Below are 15,621 nucleotides of genomic sequence, written 5' to 3' on the forward strand. Positions count from 1 at the left end.
AAAAACAGGCTTTTAAGCCGGATGAATGAAATGCTAACGCCAATTCGAATTCGAGGCCATTCAGGTTGAATAGAAAGTAGACGTGGGAGATCGTTCGCTTTGGGTCGTAAGTAATCATTTGAAATGTCCGATCCCTGGACATCAAGGAAAACTGAATTGAGCGAAGGAAAGGCTGCTAAACGATATCTCCGTCATCCTGGGCAGTCGGACGCGCAGGTGCTGAGGAAGATGCCTGGACCTGCGTACCCGCGAGCGGCTGCATGGGTATGCTCTGACCCTGAGCGGCCTGGCTTTGAGGGGTGACCGCGGAGCGTTGCCTCAGGGCTCCAACGCTTTTATTCCAGGCTGATTGGGAGGTGGTGCCAATGGCGCTGGCAACGCTAGTGACTCCATCCCCTACCGCTTGAGCTGCATTTTTTGTGTGGTGGGTCGCTGACACCGCTGTCTCTTTGGCAAATCTGGCGCCGGTGAGCGATGTCTTGAGCGCAAGCTCACCGCCCTTGACCGCCACCCTGCCCGCTGCATCTGCGCCCCCTTCTACCGCTTTTGGTACATGGACATCGACAGCAGCGGTGGCTTTTTTCGGCACTGATCCACCTAGCGAGGCGCCAGCTGCCCACAGCCCGAAAGCCAGGGTACCCAATACGTTTTTTACGCCCTCCGAGGCTGCGGTAGCCGCCATTTTTCCCAGCTCCGTGGACTTCGCCAGGTTGGCTGTGGCGGTTGTAGCCGCGCCCATTGCAGAAAAACCGCCAATCAGCAGACCATTTCCTACAACACTGACCGGGTCTACTATCTCTTTCAAGGCATCGCCACTGATGACCGCATTCAGCGCCGTGGCCGCGCCTTCACCCAGCCGCGTGGAGACCATCTTGACCAGGGCAGTGGCATCGAGACCCTTTAAGGTCTCGAAGTCATCCAGCCATTCGGTATCTTGATCAATAGGCTTATGAGCCTGCCCTTCCGGTACAGCATCTCGACGACCATAGAGCATTGCAGGGTCAGCCAAATGGTTACTGCGATCACGGCTCACATTGTAATGCTCGATTGCAATACCCACGATGATAGCCGTGACCGGTCGTAGGGCGGGTTGCAGGATTGCATCCAGTTCCTCTCTGCCAGCAGCCGTCATGGCAAGCGTTGATGCGTACATTGCAGTGTTACGTACCGCAAACCCGGTAAGCCATTTATTAGCTTCGTCGAAAGCATTACGCAATGGACCTTTGTCCAACGCCAGCAGCTTTTCCGCCACCGATGCTTGAAGCGCCGGATGCAGTGTATTGCTCTCGGGTTTAAGGTAATAACCAGGCTTGAAGCCCGCGATCGTCTTGTTACCGGCAGCATCCGCCATACCGGCATACAAGCATGACATAGCGTTCTCTATAGCCGCTTGGCGTACCGTATTGGCATGCTGGCCCGCTACCTGAAGGATCGACGGTTTGAAATTGCCGGCCTCGGTCAGCGCCGCAAAGGGCGTCCCCCCCATCCCTGACTTTATGGACGCAAACAATCTGTCGGCCCTGGCTGCGTTTTTTTCCGCCTTCTCCATGTCATGGACGGTATAACCCCCGGCCTCCAGCCGTTGGGCACGGTCATCGCGAATGGCGTTCAGCTCCGCGTTGCGGGCACTTGAAGCAGGGGCAGCGGGTTGATCGGAGTCAGCTTGTGTTTCAAGGTGAGCCTCGAAATGGTTATGAAGCCGCGTGCGCATTGCTACCCCGATATCACCGAGGACCGGAGAGTGAGAGGCCCGCGGTGTTGTTTCCTGCTGTATCTCATCAGGTGGACGGGTCAGCTCGCGGCTTGCACCTACATTAATCGTATCCATGGCTTTGTCCTCTTGGCATCGGCAGATAGATGAATGCGAATGACCCCGGTATGAGCGGCGGCATCCTCACACCTGAGTGGCCGTGCCGGAAGAAGCGTTCCAAGGATGTAATAAATTTGAAAACGGACGGCCACAACTGAAAGGCTGACCGTTTTATTTTTTTCATCGTAGAAGGCGATGCGAAGGCCAGGCCGGTCCTTGGAAACGATAATGTCGATGCGATAGCTAAAAGTAGCTAAGCAATGGAGCTACTGATAAGAAAGAACCCGTGGCTTTCCCCCAAGACGGGCCCTTCTCATCTGAAAATCTTGCATTCCATGCGCGATGCACACATATTTAGCCCATGAAAGATATGAAACTCGAAAACATAGTTGGGGCGCTGTCGCTGGCGATTTCTGACTCTATCCACCAAGGCACTCAAGACCAAGCTCCGGAAGTTGGTCCGGCAGCTGCGGCTATTGCCTTGCTCGGTCACGAGCCAGGCATGTCCATAGAGCGCTTGAGGCGAGCCTTGGGGTTGTCTCATCCTGGAGCTGTGCGCCTGGTGGATAGGCTTGTCACCCAGGGTGTAGTGGAACGTCGACAAGCAGACGCTGATCGGCGTGCCGTTGCGCTCCACCTTACTACCGCAGGAAATGCGAACTGTGCTGCCGTGCTAGCGGTCCGCCAGGAACGTATGGCTCGTGTATTGGAAGTGCTTGATCCGGATGAGCGCGAAATCCTCGGACGGATAACCGAAAAGCTACTCAACGGCCTGGTGAATGATCTCGATCAAGGCTATTCAGTGTGTAGACTGTGCGACCCTGCGTCTTGCACGAAGTGTCCAGTCGCAGATGCGTTGAATGAAAATCCCTGCACTGGCCATCTCTGAAAGGTATGCGTCTGGTCAAGGCATCTGATCTGATCGATACCAATATTGCGGCGATCGAAGCCGAGCTTCAGGCTGTGGGCCCATGCGCGGCGCAAGTTCTTCGAGTTGCACGCTGCCAACAAGAGCACGCTCGCCGAGCAGGCCTTGCGCTATATCCAAACAATTGGGCTGAAAACCAAAGCAGATCATGGGCTCTTGGGCGCAAGAAATGGCATACGCTCCGACTGACCGAAAGAATAAATATCGGCGGTGTCTATGAAGTTGATCCCTTGCGCCAGAGCGTGGGCGATCAACCTGTTGGCTTCGCCCTGTTCAACCGCGCCGATAGCAGCCCACATACCCGCGTTGGCGTTACCACCGAGCGTCATCGTGCCCAGGCACAGCTCGGATACATACAGGCCCGTACGGCCAAGTCGCTTGTATTTCATGACTTCTCCTTCGAGATCGATGGATGAAAATGAGCACAGCAGCGGGCGAGTATCGTCGGCGCGAGCGGACATCAGACAGACTGCGATTTACCGGCTCGGAACTGTCCGGCAATCAACGCGACGCGCGCGCCATACAGACGCGCGGTCTCCAGATCTCCCGATGACATCTCGTCAGGAGAGGCATCCGCAGGCGTCTGCGCCATGGGCGCGATGTAAGAACCCATGCGGTTCAAATCGTCGCGTTTCGACGCCTTGACGTTCGCTGGTTTGATGTCCAGACCAACCCAGATCCCGGCGTGCTGCCCAGAGAGCAGGAAGAAATACTCAAGTGTATTGAGCTTGTCGCCGTTGATGCTCGCGCTATTGGTGAAGCCGCCAAAGATCTTGTTTTGCCATGCGCCTTCAAACCAGGGCTTGGAAGAGGCGTCCGCGAATTTCTTGAACTGCCAGCTAGGGCCGCCCATGTAGGTAGGCGAACCGAAGACGATTGCGTCTGCGTCTGCGAGTGTTTGCCAGGCATCCTCGGAAATATTGCCCTCGGGGTCGATTGCAACCAATACAGAGTCGGTGCCAGCGCCTTCGGCGACGGCAGCTGCCATTCGTACGGTGTGGCCATAGCCTGAGTGATAAATGATGACCGTTCGGATTGGCGTGGAAGTTGAGTTCATGAGTGCTCCCTTACAAGTTCTGGAGTTGTTGACAACCTGAGAGTTACTCTACTGAGTCCAAAATTAGTTATAAACCATCCGAATCCGAACACACTGTTATCCAATCGGTGAACAATGCCCAATCTTCAGGCACTTTTGATTTTTGCCCGCGTTGCGGAAATGATGAGCTTCACGCGTGCCGCTGAAAGCCTGGGAATCCAGAAGGGACGGGTGTCGACGGTGATTCGTGAGCTGGAACGGGACATGGGCGCGACCCTCCTGCACAGAACAACACGCAGCGTGCAATTGACCGAAGACGGTCGTAGTTTTTATGCACGTGCTCGTGACCTGCTGGCCGAAGCTCAGGACGTGCAGTCCATGTTCGCGAACAGCGGCGCCCCTCTGAGGGGGAGATTGCGCGTAGATATGCCGACTGAGTTGGCAAAGACCGTCGTGATTCCCGCTCTGCCGCAACTACTCAAGGCCAATCCTGAGTTGGAGCTGGAACTATCCAGCACGGATCGCCGTGTCGATCTGGTTCAAGAAGGGTTTGATTGCGTGATTCGTCTCGGGCCGATCATGGACGACAGACTGATCGCCCGCTCGCTCGGCAAACTGCGCATGATGAACGTGGCGAGTCCAGGCTATCTGGCAAAGTACGGCATACCGCAAACACTCGACGACCTCCTCATCCAGGGTCACCAGATGGTTCACTACACGCCGACACTCGGCGCGCGACTCGCTGGTTGGGAATATCCGGAGGGAGACAGCTACGCATCACTTGCGTTGCCAGGGGCGATGCAAGTGAATAACGTGCAAACCTATCATGCTGCGGGCCTGGCGGGGATTGGACTGATTCAGGCCGGTTATCTGGCCCTTGCGCACCACATCAAAAGCGGCGATCTGGTGGAAATTCTGCCCGATCTACGACCAGAGCCGCTGTCGGCGTCGCTCGTAGTCGCGCATCGGCGTAACCTTTCCCAACGCGTCCGGGCCTTCATGACTTGGATTGAGAGTGTACTGGAACCCTATTTTGATTAGCCGCTAGAGTGGGCAACATACGCTGCAGCCCCTCGGTGAGGATCGCCAGGCCCACCCCTAACAACGCAACGTCTTTTATCAGGAATGTGCCCAGGAAGTTCAGCCATGGAAAACCTCCCGATCCGGCCTCCCATATTGGCAATACCAACATCATGGAAATGGTCGTAAAGAAGGTCAGCGATGCTAACAGGCCACCTGCAATAGCTGCACGAGCAGACCAGGGTGAAGCGATGAGCAGCAGTGCAGTCAGTATCTCGACTACACCCAATAAGTACGAGGTACCGGCTTCGCCAAGAACTGGATAAAGCCAGGCCAGCCACGGGGTGCCACTGATCAGGGGTATGAGTACCTGCACCTCGATCTGCGTGAACTTGAGTAGACCAATCATTAGCAGGGGAAGAACAACGCCGGACAAGACAATTGCCCGATTTACGTTCTCGAGTCTCGAAATACTGGAAGTGAGAGCAGCCTGGCTGCTGGTGACGCTCGTGATGTGCTGCATGAGATTCTCCGATTGCCGATATGTGCTCGAAGCATATATCAGCGACTGGCAAAATGCATGCGCCGAGCATATAACATTTCGCTATGAAGCCTAAGCATGTCGTAGATGCAAGCCGGTACTGACTTTTCAGCGGCTAAGGCGTACGCGGTGCCTCACACTGAACGCGCTTTATCTACCTTTTTCGCAGCGATCACCGATGGTCATACTCACAAAGGTACTCATCATGCATAACCACGCGCGGTTCCATCTTGCGGCCCTACTGACAGCCGCCCTGGTCACGGGTGCAACCTACTCACCGTCGCCCGCCGCAGCGCAAGCGTCACAAGCATCGACCGCAACGACGGCACCGCCCCATAAACCTGCACTCGCAGGCATCTACGCCTTCGCTCTGGGCAAGTTCCGCATCACCGCACTGAGCGACGGGACGCTGCCCCTCGATCTACATCCGCTGCTTAGAGGCATCAGCCCAAAGCAGATCGACGCAATGCTGCAACGCGGATTTGCTCGCAACCCGCTGGAGACGTCTATCAATGCCTACCTCGTCGATACTGGTTCACATGTAGTACTGATCGATACCGGTGCCGGTGAATTGTTCGGTAACGTTGGCGGCAAGCTACCCGAAAGCCTGGCGGCTGCGGGCTACCAGCCGGCGCAGATCACCGATGTGCTGATTACCCACATCCATACCGATCATTCCGGCGGCCTGACACGCGGCGGCCAGATGATATTTCCCAATGCGACCATCCACGTCGGCCAGGCCGATGTCGACTTCTTCCTGGACCGCGCCAACCTGAACAAGGGGTTGCCGCCGGATTATCTGGAGCAAGCGCTGAAAACGGTTGGCCCGTACCAGCGCGAAGGCAAGCTGAAGCCATTCGCAGCCGAATCCGAAATCCTCCCGGGTATCACCGCCATTCCCACGCCGGGACATACCCCCGGCCACAGCTTTTTTCGGGTCACAAGCGAAGGCGAGAGCATCGATTTCTGGGGCGACATCATGCATGTCGGCCTCATCCAGTTCTCGCGGCCGGAGGTGACAATAACCTTCGATGTCAATCAGAACGCCGCTCGCGCCCAGCGGCTACAACAATTCGAGGCTGCCGCGAGTGAACAACGGTTGTCAGCAGTCGCTCACTTGCCATTTCCGGGCATAGGCCACATCAGGCGCGAAGCCGGCAGGTATGAGTGGGTACCCGTCCAATACCGCAATCGCGACTGAAGGCCTTACACGCCTGCTTACCAGTTGTAACTCACTTTGGCGGTAATCTCGCGACCCGGGTTGTAGAAGTTCGCTGTGCCGGAACCGACCACGTGCTGCTCATCCAGCAGGTTGCTGACGTTCACCGCAAGGTCGGTGCCCTTGGCGATCTCGTAGTTGAAGGCGGCGTCGAACAGCGTGGTGCCATCGCTTTTGCCGGAGTTGGCTGCATCGAAGTAATAAGAGCCGACGTAGCGCGCGCCCAAGCCGACGCTGACATCAGTACCGGGCACGTCGTAATAACTCCAGAGCGAAGCGGAATGCTTGGGCGCCGTGGCGAATTCATTACCTTTCAGGGAGCTGCCGTCGTACAACGAACCGCGCAGTACCTCGGACTCCATATAGGAATAGCCGCCTATCAGGCTGATGTTCTGCGTCACCTGCGCCTTGGCCTCCAGGTCGAGGCCACGCGCCCGCGATTCGCCCACCGTCTGTTGCTCGATGATGCCGCTCGGCAGCACCACGGCGATGGTGACATTTTCCTGGGTCAGGTCATAGACGGCTGCGGAGAACAGTGCGTCCATTCCCATCGGCGCATACTTCACGCCCACTTCGTACTGCGTGCCCGTCTGCGGGGTTACGCCAACCTGCGGCGGCGAGACGGATTCCACCATGCTCACATAGGTGGACACCTCGTCGTTGACGATATAAGTCAACGCACCTCGGTAGGAGGTTTCGGAGAAGTTGTCCTTCTCAGTGGATTGCAAGCCTTTGCTGGTAAGGTCCATCGAGTCGTTGCGCATACCCGCGGTGACGATGAAACGCTCGTAGAACGACAGGTTCTGCTGAAGGAATACGGCCTTGGTGGTCGCGTCTCGCTTGTTGACGGCATACGGCGTGATTGAGCCTGGGACGCCAGTAAACACAGGATTTTTGATGTCAATCGGGGTCGTCATGGCGTAGACCGAGCTTTCCTTGGTGGTCGAATCGAGGTACTCCACGCCCACCAGGCTGCTGCTGTCGATGTTCTCGAAGCGGGCATCGTATTGCAGCATCAGATTGCCGTTGAACTGGTCGGCCTCAGTGTCCGTTCCAAACAGATACCGGTCGACAGTAGTACCGACACGTGCAGCGCTGTCGCTGAGGTAAACGTAGCCAAAATCATCGGTCAATTTGCTGTAACGCAGATTGCTGCGCAGTACGAAGCCGTTGTCGAAGTCATGCGTGACGTTACCGCTGAGGCTGGTGCGCTCGACATCGTGAAAGTTGTAGCTGGGCTCACCATAAAACTTGCTGCGGTCGTACTCTTTGTCCAGCGGATAGCCGCCACTGTTGGGCGAACTTTCAGTTTTCAGATAGTCCAGAATCACGGTGGCTGACGTGTAATCCGTGGGTGCCCAGGTGAGGCCACCCATCACCAACCGGTTGTCGTCCTGTGAGTGGTCGTACTCGCGGTCGCTGTTCTGGCCTTTGGCAGTAAAGCGGCCAGCCACGGTTTTCTCGTCATTCAGCGCATCCCCCACATCGATGCCTGTCTCCACATGGTCAAACGAACCGTAGGTCACGTAGCCTTGGCCAAACCGCTCGAAGCGCGGCTGTTTGGTCACGAAATTCACCGAACCGCCCGGGTCCGCTGGGCCAAACAGCGTGGAGTTGGCGCCACGCAGAATCTCTATGCGTTCATAAGCGAACGGATCTTCGCGTACGCCGCGCATCGAACTCAAGGTCAAGCCGTCACGGTAGGTGGTGGCCTGGAAGCCCCGGATCTGGAAATAGTCGTTGCGGTCATCCGTGCCATAGAAATCACTGATCACGCCCGGCGTGTATTGCAGCGCCTCTTCCGTGGTGCTGACGCTGCGTTGCTCCATTTCCTTGTTGGTAACAACCGACACCGATGCCGGTGTATTGAGAATGCTGGTTGCCACCTTGCCGCCAACCCAGAGCTCTTTGGCGACTACCGAGTTGGCATCGTCGTCGGCACTGACCCTGACCTTGGCATTGATGATGAGGGGTGCAAGGCGGTATTCCTCGACGTCCGTTGCGTCGAGCTCCAGCGGGCCAGCGGGCTTTGGTTGAGGGAGCAGTAGATAGGCATTCGGGCCCTGCTGTTCGATTTGCAATTCGCTCCCCTGCAGCAACGATGACAGCGCTGCCGACGTATCGAGCGTGCCATTCACGCCAGCAGTGGTGCGGTTCGCGACACTTGACGCGTCGAAGGAAAGACTGATGCCAGCCTCGCGCGCAAAGCGGTCTAGCGCCGGCGCCAGTGGGCCGGCAGCGATGTTCCACTGCTTGACTGGGTTGCTGTGGTCAGCGCTCGATGTTTGCGCCAGCGATGGCAATGCATAGCTGCTTACGATCAAACCCAAAATCGCAGCGTGCAAGGCACGATTTAATGGATGGCGCTGTGAAACGGGGGACGAACTCATTTTCTCGCTCCAAGAAAGGACATCGGCAGACTGGCCTGTATTCCGGCCTTCCTTAGAGGTCGAACGAGAATGAGAAGCTACCTCATTATTTTTCAGCTAGCACAAATTTTTTGATGGGTTCAGGTGGCAGCGGTAACGGTGACCCAATAACGGGTTCGATAATCAATGTTCAAGTGCAGTGACTGCGCGACCAATGCCAGGACCTGATCGTTGTCGGCGAGCTGGAAGGTGCCGGAAACGCGAAGATCAGCGACCTCTTCGGCGCAGCGCAGCACCCCGGGGCGATAACGCGACAACTCCACGATGAACTCATTGAGGCGCATATTGCGCGCACTGATCACCCCGTCCCCCCAGCTCCATAGATCCAGGCCGTTGTCCCTGAACATTCGGGTGCCACTTGATGAGAACAGCAGCTGGCTTCCTGCCTGGACGCTGCGGCTCGCAGGAGTTTGACTGGAGCCGGGGAAAACAGTGACTGATCCTTCCTGAGCCGAGACCAGAGTGCCATCATCCAGCTCGCGTGCCAGGAAGCGGGAACTCTGAGCGCGCATGATCCCGTCACGTGACTGCACCCAGAACGGTCGCGCTTGAGGGGAGTGTCGATCCGCGCCGACATTCACGATGATTTCACCACGTCGCAGGATTATCAGGCGTCGCTGGGCGTCGAAATCGCTGTCGACGGCGCTATCGCTATTGAGCTGGATCAGGCTGCCATCATCGAGTTGGAAGCGTCGTTGCTCGCCGGTACTGCTGCGCTGCTGCGCAAGCATGGCGGGTACGGGCGTATAGTCCCGGCCGAGCCAGGCTGCCGTGCTTACAGTAGCCAATAGGCCCAGCAGCTTCAGGCTTTCCCGCCGCCGCATTCCATGATGGGTACCCTCAAGGGTTTGTCGGGCCAATTGAGCTGGCACACCCGCGAACTCATCCCCAAGCGTTTCCACACGCTGCCACGCCAACACATGCTCCGGGCACTGCTGCAGCCAGTGCTCGAACGTGCGCTGTGTTTGTTCATCGGCTTGATTGAAGCGAAGGCGCACCAGCCATTGGATCGCCTGCTCGACAATGGCCGGTTCGAGCGCCTGCGGCTCATGCCTCGACATAACGCAAGCGATAGCAGTGCTGCAGGGCCGTGGCCAGGTCGCGTTCCACTGTCGCACGGGAAACACCCAGCTTTTCGGCTATTTGCGCGCAGGTCAGACCGTCGAGTCGGGCAAATAAAAATGCCTGGCGAACTCTGGGTTTCAGCATACCGAGCATGCGGTCTATGCGCTCGAGCGCATCAAGAATCAACAGCCGGCTTTCTTCCGAGGGGACCTCGTGCTGAGGCAGCAACGTGACGCTTTCCAGGTAGGCACGTTCGAGTTCACGACGACGATACTGATCGATCATCAGTCCGCGGGCGATACTGCTCAAATAGGCGCGTGGTTCGCGCAAGGGGCTGGACTGACGGGATTTGAGCAGACGTACGAAGGTGTCCTGCGCCAAATCTGCTGCGTTATCGCGACATCCAATGCGTCGGATAAGCCAGCCGTGTAACCACGAGTGGTGGGTTCGATAGAGCAGCCCTAGATCTGCGTTACCTAGCGTTTCATCGCTGCGCATCGGAATCCCGGCAAGTACATGATTGATAATTAATCGCATTCTACTCACGCGATAGGCCTTAGGCAAACTTGGCTCATCAAGCCTTCAACAAACATCAACTCACATCGAACGCTTCTCCACCCAACGCCGATACTGACGCGTGCGAAATGCCAGGGCGAGCTGCTGCAGGATCAGCGCACGCAACGGCGACACGCTCGGATCGGGCTGTTTGGCCCGACTCAGTTTGTGCAATTGAAACTTCACCACCGCCATGTTCGCCAAGGCCGCAAGGGTCTTGTTTTTCCAAGTGATCGGCGGCAATTGCGGGGCGTTGTCTTTGCCCTGCAGCCAGTCACGCGGCAGGTAAGGATCAATGGCCAACGCCGTACCGATGCCCACCATGTCCACACCGCTTTGCACGACGCTTTCGGCAACCGGACGTCGACGTATGCCACCGGTGACCATCACCGGCATTTTGGCGACGGTCTGGATTTCACGGGCAAACTCGAGGAAATAAGCTTCGCGGGCCAAGGTACGCCCATCACGCGCCTCACCCTGCATGGCGGGGACTTCGTAACTGCCGCCAGATAATTCCACCAGATCCACCCCCAGGTCGTTGAGCAGCCCGACCACCCTTTTGGCGTCATCGGCCGTGAACCCTCCGCGCTGGAAATCGGCGGAATTGAGTTTGACTGCCACTGCGAATCCCGCCGAAACCACAGCCCTGACCGCCTTGACGACTTCGAGCAACAACCGCGCCCGGTTTTCCAAAGAGCCGCCCCACTCGTCCGTCCTTTGATTGGTCAGCGGCGAAAGGAACTGACTCAACAAATAACCATGGGCGGCGTGGATTTCCACGCCGGTGAATCCGGCTTGTTCGCCAAGGCGTGCAGTGTTCGCGAAGCGCTGGATGACCTCTTCAATCAAACCAGGGGGCATGGCGTGAGGCGTGGCGAAACGCTTGGACATGTTGCCCAGTGCCAACGGCACAGCTGACGGCGCCCAGGTTTTTTGCCCAAGGTTGGCCTGCATCTGTCGACCTGGGTGGTTGATCTGCAACCAGAACTGCGCCCCGCCGGATCGGCCAATACGCGCCCAGTGCTTGAACTTGTCCAACGGCTGATCATCCTGCAACACCACGCCACCCGGTCCGGTCATGGCGCGGCCGTCGACCATCACGTTGCCGGTGATGAGCAGGCCGGCACCGCCGTCGGCCCACGCCTGGTAAAGACGCATCAGTTCTTCGGAGGGCGCCTGGTCGGCGTCCGCCATGTTTTCTTCCATGGCGGCTTTGGCGATTCGGTTCTTGATGGTCGAACCGTTGGGGAGCATCAGGGTGTCGAACACATTCATGGAGCGGTCCTCAGCTGGGTATGAGGCCACCTTAAGATTGAAGTCGACTTTAAGGTCAATCGCTTTTTCTTTTTGCGTGCTTTTGACGGAATCGAAATTTTTACGCCCGTCAGGCCCCGGAAGCCTGACGGGTATTTTTTCTCTTGGAGGACGCTGTCGCACGCTTGCCTGCAGAATGGACAACGCCTTCTTCACGCAGTCGATTGATCAGTAACTGCGCGTTGTCCGCACACGCCATGCCTTCGGGCTTACCCTCGATGCCCTTGATGACGAGCAAAAGTTGCGCCTTGTTCTGGGCCAGCCGTTGCTGCAATACGCCGATCTCCTCAACCTTCTGCTTGAGTCCACTGAGCAACTCATCGTGTTGCCAACCGCCGGCATTCATCGGCATCAGTTGGCGGATTTCCTTCAATGAGAAACCGGCCGCCTGTGCGCCGGTAATGAGTTCCAGAACCCACTCGGTATCAGGTGCGTAATCCCGATAGCCATTGGCTTTGCGGCCGACGGACTTGATCAGACCGCTGGCTTCGTAGAACCGGATGCGTGACGGCGCCAACCCGCTTATTTTCGCCAGTTCGCCTATTCTCATAACTCCCCCTGAAAAATCCGTTGCCCTTGAAGTCGACTTTAAGCCTAAAGCCAACTTCAAGGTCAAGCCGCTGCGATGCGACGTGCTGATCCGACCTCCCCCCGATCCACTGTGGGAGCGAGCTTGCTCGCGATGGCGTCAGAACGTTCAACATTGGTGCAAGCTGCCCCACCGCTATCACAGGGGTGCGTCAGTGGCCGAAAAACTTCGACCAGAAGCAATCAATGCCCAGTTGTCTCACCTTTGCGATATTCACTGAAGCTCGCTGCATTTTGCTCCAGCGGCAATGCTAGGCCATTCGCAATGTAGGAAACCGTACGGTAAAAGCCCGCGAGCATCAGAACCTCCAGGATCTGATCGTCGTCGAAGTGTTTTCTGAGGTTAAAGAATGCTTCATCGCTTAAAGTCGCTCGATCATGAAGCGCATCGACCGCGGTCAATAGCGCGGCCTCTTCCTCCTTCCACTGCCCTGGGCGAAGCGGATATTCCAACGTGCCGGCAATCTCTTCCTTGGAGAGCCCGGCGGCCTTCGCGAAGGCCATCACATGCACCCCCCACTCGTACTCACACCCTGTGCGAGCACACACCCTATCGATGACCAATTCTCTCTGGCGAAGTGTCAGCAACGCGCCATCCAGCAGCGAACCTGCCTTGAATTTCCGCCATGCGCGATCGCTGCTTGCGATGGTCGAGAATAGAGCGAGTGGCGGTACTCCTACGCCATTATCTTGTCAAAATCCGCCCTGACATCGGCTGGGTAGGGTTCATTGAGTGCTTTGATTCGTGGCATCGCGTATCCTCCGCTATCAAATGTGTAGCAAGGATAGTCGCTACTGAATGTGTAGCAAACAAGGGCAATAACCATGAGTGATAATCAGGGGTGCGCTTCATCAATACTCAGGGGACGCCGGCCAATCATGGCGCTCCTGGACTTACTCGGACAAAAATGGGCGCTTAGGGTCCTGTGGGAACTGCGCCATGGCGCGATGAGTTCCAGGGCTCTGAGAAGTGCGGCGGGAGACATCTCTCCCACCGTGCTGCAAAGCAGAATCCACGAGCTGCGCAACGCGGGCATTGTCGAGCGAGTCGACGGCGGCTACAGCCTCACGCCACTTGGCTTGGAGCTATCGGAAGCATTCATGCCCCTCTACCGGTTTGCGGACAAATGGGCGGACTGCCTGGAAACTCGACTCATCGAACAACCCGGTTCGTTGCATCAATGAGCTCTGCCTTACCGCCAGCAAGCGAAGGCGCCGAAGCAGCCACCTTATCGTGCGGGAATCCAAGGGGCATGGCGCTGGCAGCGTCCAGCTGTGCCAGTTGATCCGCCGTCAGCTGAACCTCCACTGACGCCAGGTTATCGGCCATCTGCTCCGGCGTGCGTGGGCCAATGATCGGCAGTGTTCCCTTGGCCAACACCCAGGCGATTGCGATCTGACCCGGTGTGTGGCCGGTCTCTTCGGCGATCGCTAACACGGCATCAACCGTCGAGGTCTTGCGCTCGCTGTCCTCATCGTGGATCACCGCCCCCAAACCCTGAGCACGACCGGTTTCCCCTTTGCGGTATTTACCGGTCAGCAAACCACCGCCGAGCGGCGACCATCCGACGGTTCCCAGATTGAATGCCGCGGCCATCGGCAGGAGTTCGCGTTCGGCCGAGCGCTCTACCAGGCTGTGCTCCAATTGCAACGCCGATATCGCCGACCAGCCTCGAAGATCGGCCAGGGTGGCGGCCGTTGCCACACGCCAAGCCGGGAAGTTCGACAGTCCGCTGTAGAGCACTTTGCCAGAGCGGATCAGGTCGTCCAGCCCCCGCACAATTTCGTCGATAGGCGTTACGCCATCGGGCATGTGCACCCACAAAAGATCAATGTGATCCGTCTTGAGGCGCTTGAGGCTGGCTTCCACCGAGCTGCGCATGGCTTTGCGGCTGTTACCGGCGCGCAGGACGCCGGCACCGGCTGAATCACCCAGCGAGAACTTGGTAGCCAGCACCACTTCATCGCGCTCGGTCGCCATGAAATCGCCGAGCATGGATTCCGATTGGCCAAATTGGTATTGATCGGCCGTATCGATGAAATTGCCCCCAGCTTCACGGTAACCGTCGTAGATTTTACGGGCCTCGTCCACCTCGGCCCCGTAACCCCATCCTTTACCGAAATTGCCAGTACCCAGCGCGAGCGAAGAGACCCGCAGGCCGGTATTGCCGAAAATGCGATATCGCATGGCGGACTCCTTCAAGACAGGAGGCTTCGGCGACCTGCGCTGGGTTGAGAGTGAATGAGCGCGCATGGAGTCTAGACGGCTTATTGAGGACTTGCTGCGATGGGCTGGCTATTGGTAGTGAATGGATGCAATCGGCCAAAAGCAGCCAGTCGACATGAATGCCGGCATTTCTCAGGCACAAAAAAAAGCCACTCATCTGAGTGACTTTTTTCTGAATCTTGGAGCGGGAAACGAGACTCGAACTCGCGACCCCGACCTTGGCAAGGTCGTGCTCTACCAACTGAGCTATTCCCGCGTCTTGGTGTGGCGCATTCTATAGATTCATAACACGCCGTCAACCCTTTGATTCAAAAAAGTTTTATTTCGGATCAACGTCAGTCCGCAAGTGCGGCCAGGCGGCGCGCAGGTATTGGACCATCGACCACAATGTCAGGCCTGCGGACACCAGCAGCAATGCGTAACCCAACAGCACCCAGAAGCTGAAGTCCGAGGGGTTCGCCAGCAGGATAACCAACGCCAGCATCTGGGCGGCGGTTTTCCATTTGCCCAGGTTCGATACCGCAACCTGGGCACGGGCGCCCAGTTCGGCCATCCATTCGCGGAGGGCCGATACGACTATTTCGCGTCCGATGATCACCGCTGCCGGCAAGGTCAGCCAGAGGTTGCCGTGTTCCTGCACCAGCAGCACCAGCGCCACCGCGACCATCAGCTTGTCGGCCACCGGGTCGAGGAACGCGCCGAACGGCGTGCTCTGCTCCAGGCGGCGGGCCAGGTAGCCGTCGAGCCAGTCTGTTGCGGCGGCGAAGGCGAAGACCGAGGCGGAGGCCACGTAGCTCCAGTGGTACGGCAAATAGAACAGCAATATGAAGATTGGGATGAGCAGGACGCGTAGAACGGTAATCAGGTTTGGGATATTCATCGGCACAAC

At 57.3% G+C, this 15,621-nt stretch carries 16 protein-coding genes, 1 tRNA gene and 1 pseudogene; 5 read left to right on the forward strand and 13 right to left on the reverse strand.

What is annotated here, in order from left to right; translation table 11 throughout:
- Positions 1-175: 175 nt before the first annotated feature.
- Positions 176-1,828 (reverse strand): RopAA-2, encoded by a 1,653-nt coding sequence (locus tag J3P94_RS16600; RefSeq protein WP_434568852.1) that lies wholly within the window; start codon positions 1,826-1,828, stop codon positions 176-178.
- A gap of 484 nt (positions 1,829-2,312) precedes the next feature.
- Here J3P94_RS16600 and J3P94_RS16605 point away from each other — a divergent pair, with 484 nt between their 5' ends.
- Positions 2,313-2,699, forward strand: coding sequence for a MarR family winged helix-turn-helix transcriptional regulator (locus tag J3P94_RS16605; protein ID WP_434574220.1), 387 nt, complete (start codon positions 2,313-2,315; stop codon positions 2,697-2,699).
- 78 nt (positions 2,700-2,777) lie between these two features.
- A pseudogene (locus tag J3P94_RS16610) lies at positions 2,778-2,855 on the forward strand (hypothetical protein); the annotation flags it as partial.
- A 29-nt stretch (positions 2,856-2,884) separates the two neighbouring features.
- Here the strand turns inward: J3P94_RS16610 and J3P94_RS16615 are convergent.
- Positions 2,885-3,127, reverse strand: a complete 243-nt coding sequence (locus tag J3P94_RS16615) for an aldo/keto reductase (protein WP_434568853.1) — start codon at positions 3,125-3,127, stop codon at positions 2,885-2,887.
- 71 nt (positions 3,128-3,198) lie between these two features.
- Positions 3,199-3,795, reverse strand: coding sequence for a flavodoxin family protein (locus tag J3P94_RS16620; RefSeq protein ID WP_434568854.1), 597 nt, complete (start codon positions 3,793-3,795; stop codon positions 3,199-3,201).
- 114 nt (positions 3,796-3,909) lie between these two features.
- Between J3P94_RS16620 and J3P94_RS16625 the strand changes: the two genes are divergently transcribed.
- A complete protein-coding gene (locus J3P94_RS16625) occupies positions 3,910-4,815 on the forward strand; it encodes a LysR family transcriptional regulator (protein WP_434568855.1) in 906 nt (301 codons plus the stop codon).
- On the opposite strand, the gene J3P94_RS16630 is transcribed toward J3P94_RS16625, so the two are convergent.
- On the reverse strand, positions 4,772-5,317 hold the full coding sequence (locus J3P94_RS16630; RefSeq protein ID WP_434568856.1) for a YkgB family protein: 546 nt from the start codon (positions 5,315-5,317) through the stop codon (positions 4,772-4,774). The two genes, J3P94_RS16625 and J3P94_RS16630, sit on opposite strands and share 44 nt — an antisense overlap.
- 223 nt (positions 5,318-5,540) lie before the next feature.
- On the opposite strand from J3P94_RS16630, the gene J3P94_RS16635 reads away from it, so the two are divergent.
- On the forward strand, positions 5,541-6,536 hold the full coding sequence (locus J3P94_RS16635) for an MBL fold metallo-hydrolase (protein WP_434568857.1): 996 nt from the start codon (positions 5,541-5,543) through the stop codon (positions 6,534-6,536).
- A gap of 17 nt (positions 6,537-6,553) precedes the next feature.
- Here J3P94_RS16635 and J3P94_RS16640 read toward each other — a convergent pair whose 3' ends face one another.
- The 6 genes from J3P94_RS16640 to J3P94_RS16665 form a co-directional block, all read right to left on the reverse strand.
- Complete coding sequence (locus J3P94_RS16640) at positions 6,554-8,944, reverse strand: TonB-dependent siderophore receptor (protein WP_434568858.1); 2,391 nt, start codon at positions 8,942-8,944, stop codon at positions 6,554-6,556.
- Positions 8,945-9,063: 119 nt separating this feature from the next.
- Positions 9,064-10,044 carry a FecR domain-containing protein gene (locus tag J3P94_RS16645; protein WP_434568859.1) on the reverse strand — a complete coding sequence of 327 codons (981 nt, stop codon included), beginning with the start codon at positions 10,042-10,044 and terminating at the stop codon, positions 9,064-9,066.
- A complete protein-coding gene (locus J3P94_RS16650; RefSeq protein WP_305501286.1) occupies positions 10,031-10,546 on the reverse strand; it encodes a sigma-70 family RNA polymerase sigma factor in 516 nt (171 codons plus the stop codon). The genes J3P94_RS16645 and J3P94_RS16650 overlap by 14 nt, the downstream gene beginning before the upstream one ends.
- Before the next feature lie 99 nt (positions 10,547-10,645).
- Positions 10,646-11,878 (reverse strand): NADH:flavin oxidoreductase/NADH oxidase family protein, encoded by a 1,233-nt coding sequence (locus J3P94_RS16655; RefSeq protein WP_434568860.1) that lies wholly within the window; start codon positions 11,876-11,878, stop codon positions 10,646-10,648.
- A gap of 109 nt (positions 11,879-11,987) precedes the next feature.
- Complete coding sequence (locus J3P94_RS16660; RefSeq protein WP_434568861.1) at positions 11,988-12,467, reverse strand: MerR family transcriptional regulator; 480 nt, start codon at positions 12,465-12,467, stop codon at positions 11,988-11,990.
- 221 nt (positions 12,468-12,688) lie between these two features.
- Positions 12,689-13,093: a carboxymuconolactone decarboxylase family protein gene (locus J3P94_RS16665; RefSeq protein WP_434568862.1), complete on the reverse strand. Its 405-nt coding sequence runs from the start codon at positions 13,091-13,093 to the stop codon at positions 12,689-12,691.
- 237 nt (positions 13,094-13,330) lie between these two features.
- Between J3P94_RS16665 and J3P94_RS16670 the strand changes: the two genes are divergently transcribed.
- Positions 13,331-13,690, forward strand: a complete 360-nt coding sequence (locus tag J3P94_RS16670; protein ID WP_434568863.1) for a winged helix-turn-helix transcriptional regulator — start codon at positions 13,331-13,333, stop codon at positions 13,688-13,690.
- Here J3P94_RS16670 and J3P94_RS16675 read toward each other — a convergent pair.
- The 3 genes from J3P94_RS16675 to pgsA form a co-directional block, all read right to left on the reverse strand.
- The gene (locus tag J3P94_RS16675; RefSeq protein WP_434568864.1) at positions 13,659-14,693 is read right to left on the reverse strand and encodes an aldo/keto reductase; all 1,035 of its coding nucleotides are present in this window, start codon (positions 14,691-14,693) and stop codon (positions 13,659-13,661) included. The two genes, J3P94_RS16670 and J3P94_RS16675, sit on opposite strands and share 32 nt — an antisense overlap.
- 219 nt (positions 14,694-14,912) lie before the next feature.
- Positions 14,913-14,988 (reverse strand) — tRNA-Gly (locus tag J3P94_RS16680).
- A gap of 63 nt (positions 14,989-15,051) precedes the next feature.
- Entirely contained in the window at positions 15,052-15,612 is a 561-nt protein-coding gene (pgsA, locus tag J3P94_RS16685) for a CDP-diacylglycerol--glycerol-3-phosphate 3-phosphatidyltransferase (protein ID WP_030141409.1), read from the reverse strand.
- Between the last annotated feature and the right edge of the window lie 9 nt (positions 15,613-15,621).

It is taken from the genome of Pseudomonas sp. Z3-8 (genome assembly GCF_051131975.1).
Taxonomy (GTDB): domain Bacteria; phylum Pseudomonadota; class Gammaproteobacteria; order Pseudomonadales; family Pseudomonadaceae; genus Aquipseudomonas.

Excerpts from the sequence above, each read along its gene's own strand:
- J3P94_RS16600 (WP_434568852.1), bottom strand. The coding sequence starts at position 1,828 with ATGGATACGATTAATGTAGGTGCAAGCCGCGAGCTGACCCGTCCACCT.
- J3P94_RS16605 (WP_434574220.1), top strand. The coding sequence starts at position 2,313 with ATGTCCATAGAGCGCTTGAGGCGAGCCTTGGGGTTGTCTCATCCTGGA.
- J3P94_RS16615 (WP_434568853.1), bottom strand. The coding sequence starts at position 3,127 with ATGAAATACAAGCGACTTGGCCGTACGGGCCTGTATGTATCCGAGCTG.
- J3P94_RS16620 (WP_434568854.1), bottom strand. The coding sequence starts at position 3,795 with ATGAACTCAACTTCCACGCCAATCCGAACGGTCATCATTTATCACTCA.
- J3P94_RS16625 (WP_434568855.1), top strand. The coding sequence starts at position 3,910 with ATGCCCAATCTTCAGGCACTTTTGATTTTTGCCCGCGTTGCGGAAATG.
- J3P94_RS16630 (WP_434568856.1), bottom strand. The coding sequence starts at position 5,317 with ATGCAGCACATCACGAGCGTCACCAGCAGCCAGGCTGCTCTCACTTCC.
- J3P94_RS16635 (WP_434568857.1), top strand. The coding sequence starts at position 5,541 with ATGCATAACCACGCGCGGTTCCATCTTGCGGCCCTACTGACAGCCGCC.
- J3P94_RS16640 (WP_434568858.1), bottom strand. The coding sequence starts at position 8,944 with ATGAGTTCGTCCCCCGTTTCACAGCGCCATCCATTAAATCGTGCCTTG.
- J3P94_RS16645 (WP_434568859.1), bottom strand. The coding sequence starts at position 10,044 with ATGTCGAGGCATGAGCCGCAGGCGCTCGAACCGGCCATTGTCGAGCAG.
- J3P94_RS16650 (WP_305501286.1), bottom strand. The coding sequence starts at position 10,546 with ATGCGCAGCGATGAAACGCTAGGTAACGCAGATCTAGGGCTGCTCTAT.
- J3P94_RS16655 (WP_434568860.1), bottom strand. The coding sequence starts at position 11,878 with ATGAATGTGTTCGACACCCTGATGCTCCCCAACGGTTCGACCATCAAG.
- J3P94_RS16660 (WP_434568861.1), bottom strand. The coding sequence starts at position 12,467 with ATGAGAATAGGCGAACTGGCGAAAATAAGCGGGTTGGCGCCGTCACGC.
- J3P94_RS16670 (WP_434568863.1), top strand. The coding sequence starts at position 13,331 with ATGAGTGATAATCAGGGGTGCGCTTCATCAATACTCAGGGGACGCCGG.
- J3P94_RS16675 (WP_434568864.1), bottom strand. The coding sequence starts at position 14,693 with ATGCGATATCGCATTTTCGGCAATACCGGCCTGCGGGTCTCTTCGCTC.
- pgsA (WP_030141409.1), bottom strand. The coding sequence starts at position 15,612 with ATGAATATCCCAAACCTGATTACCGTTCTACGCGTCCTGCTCATCCCA.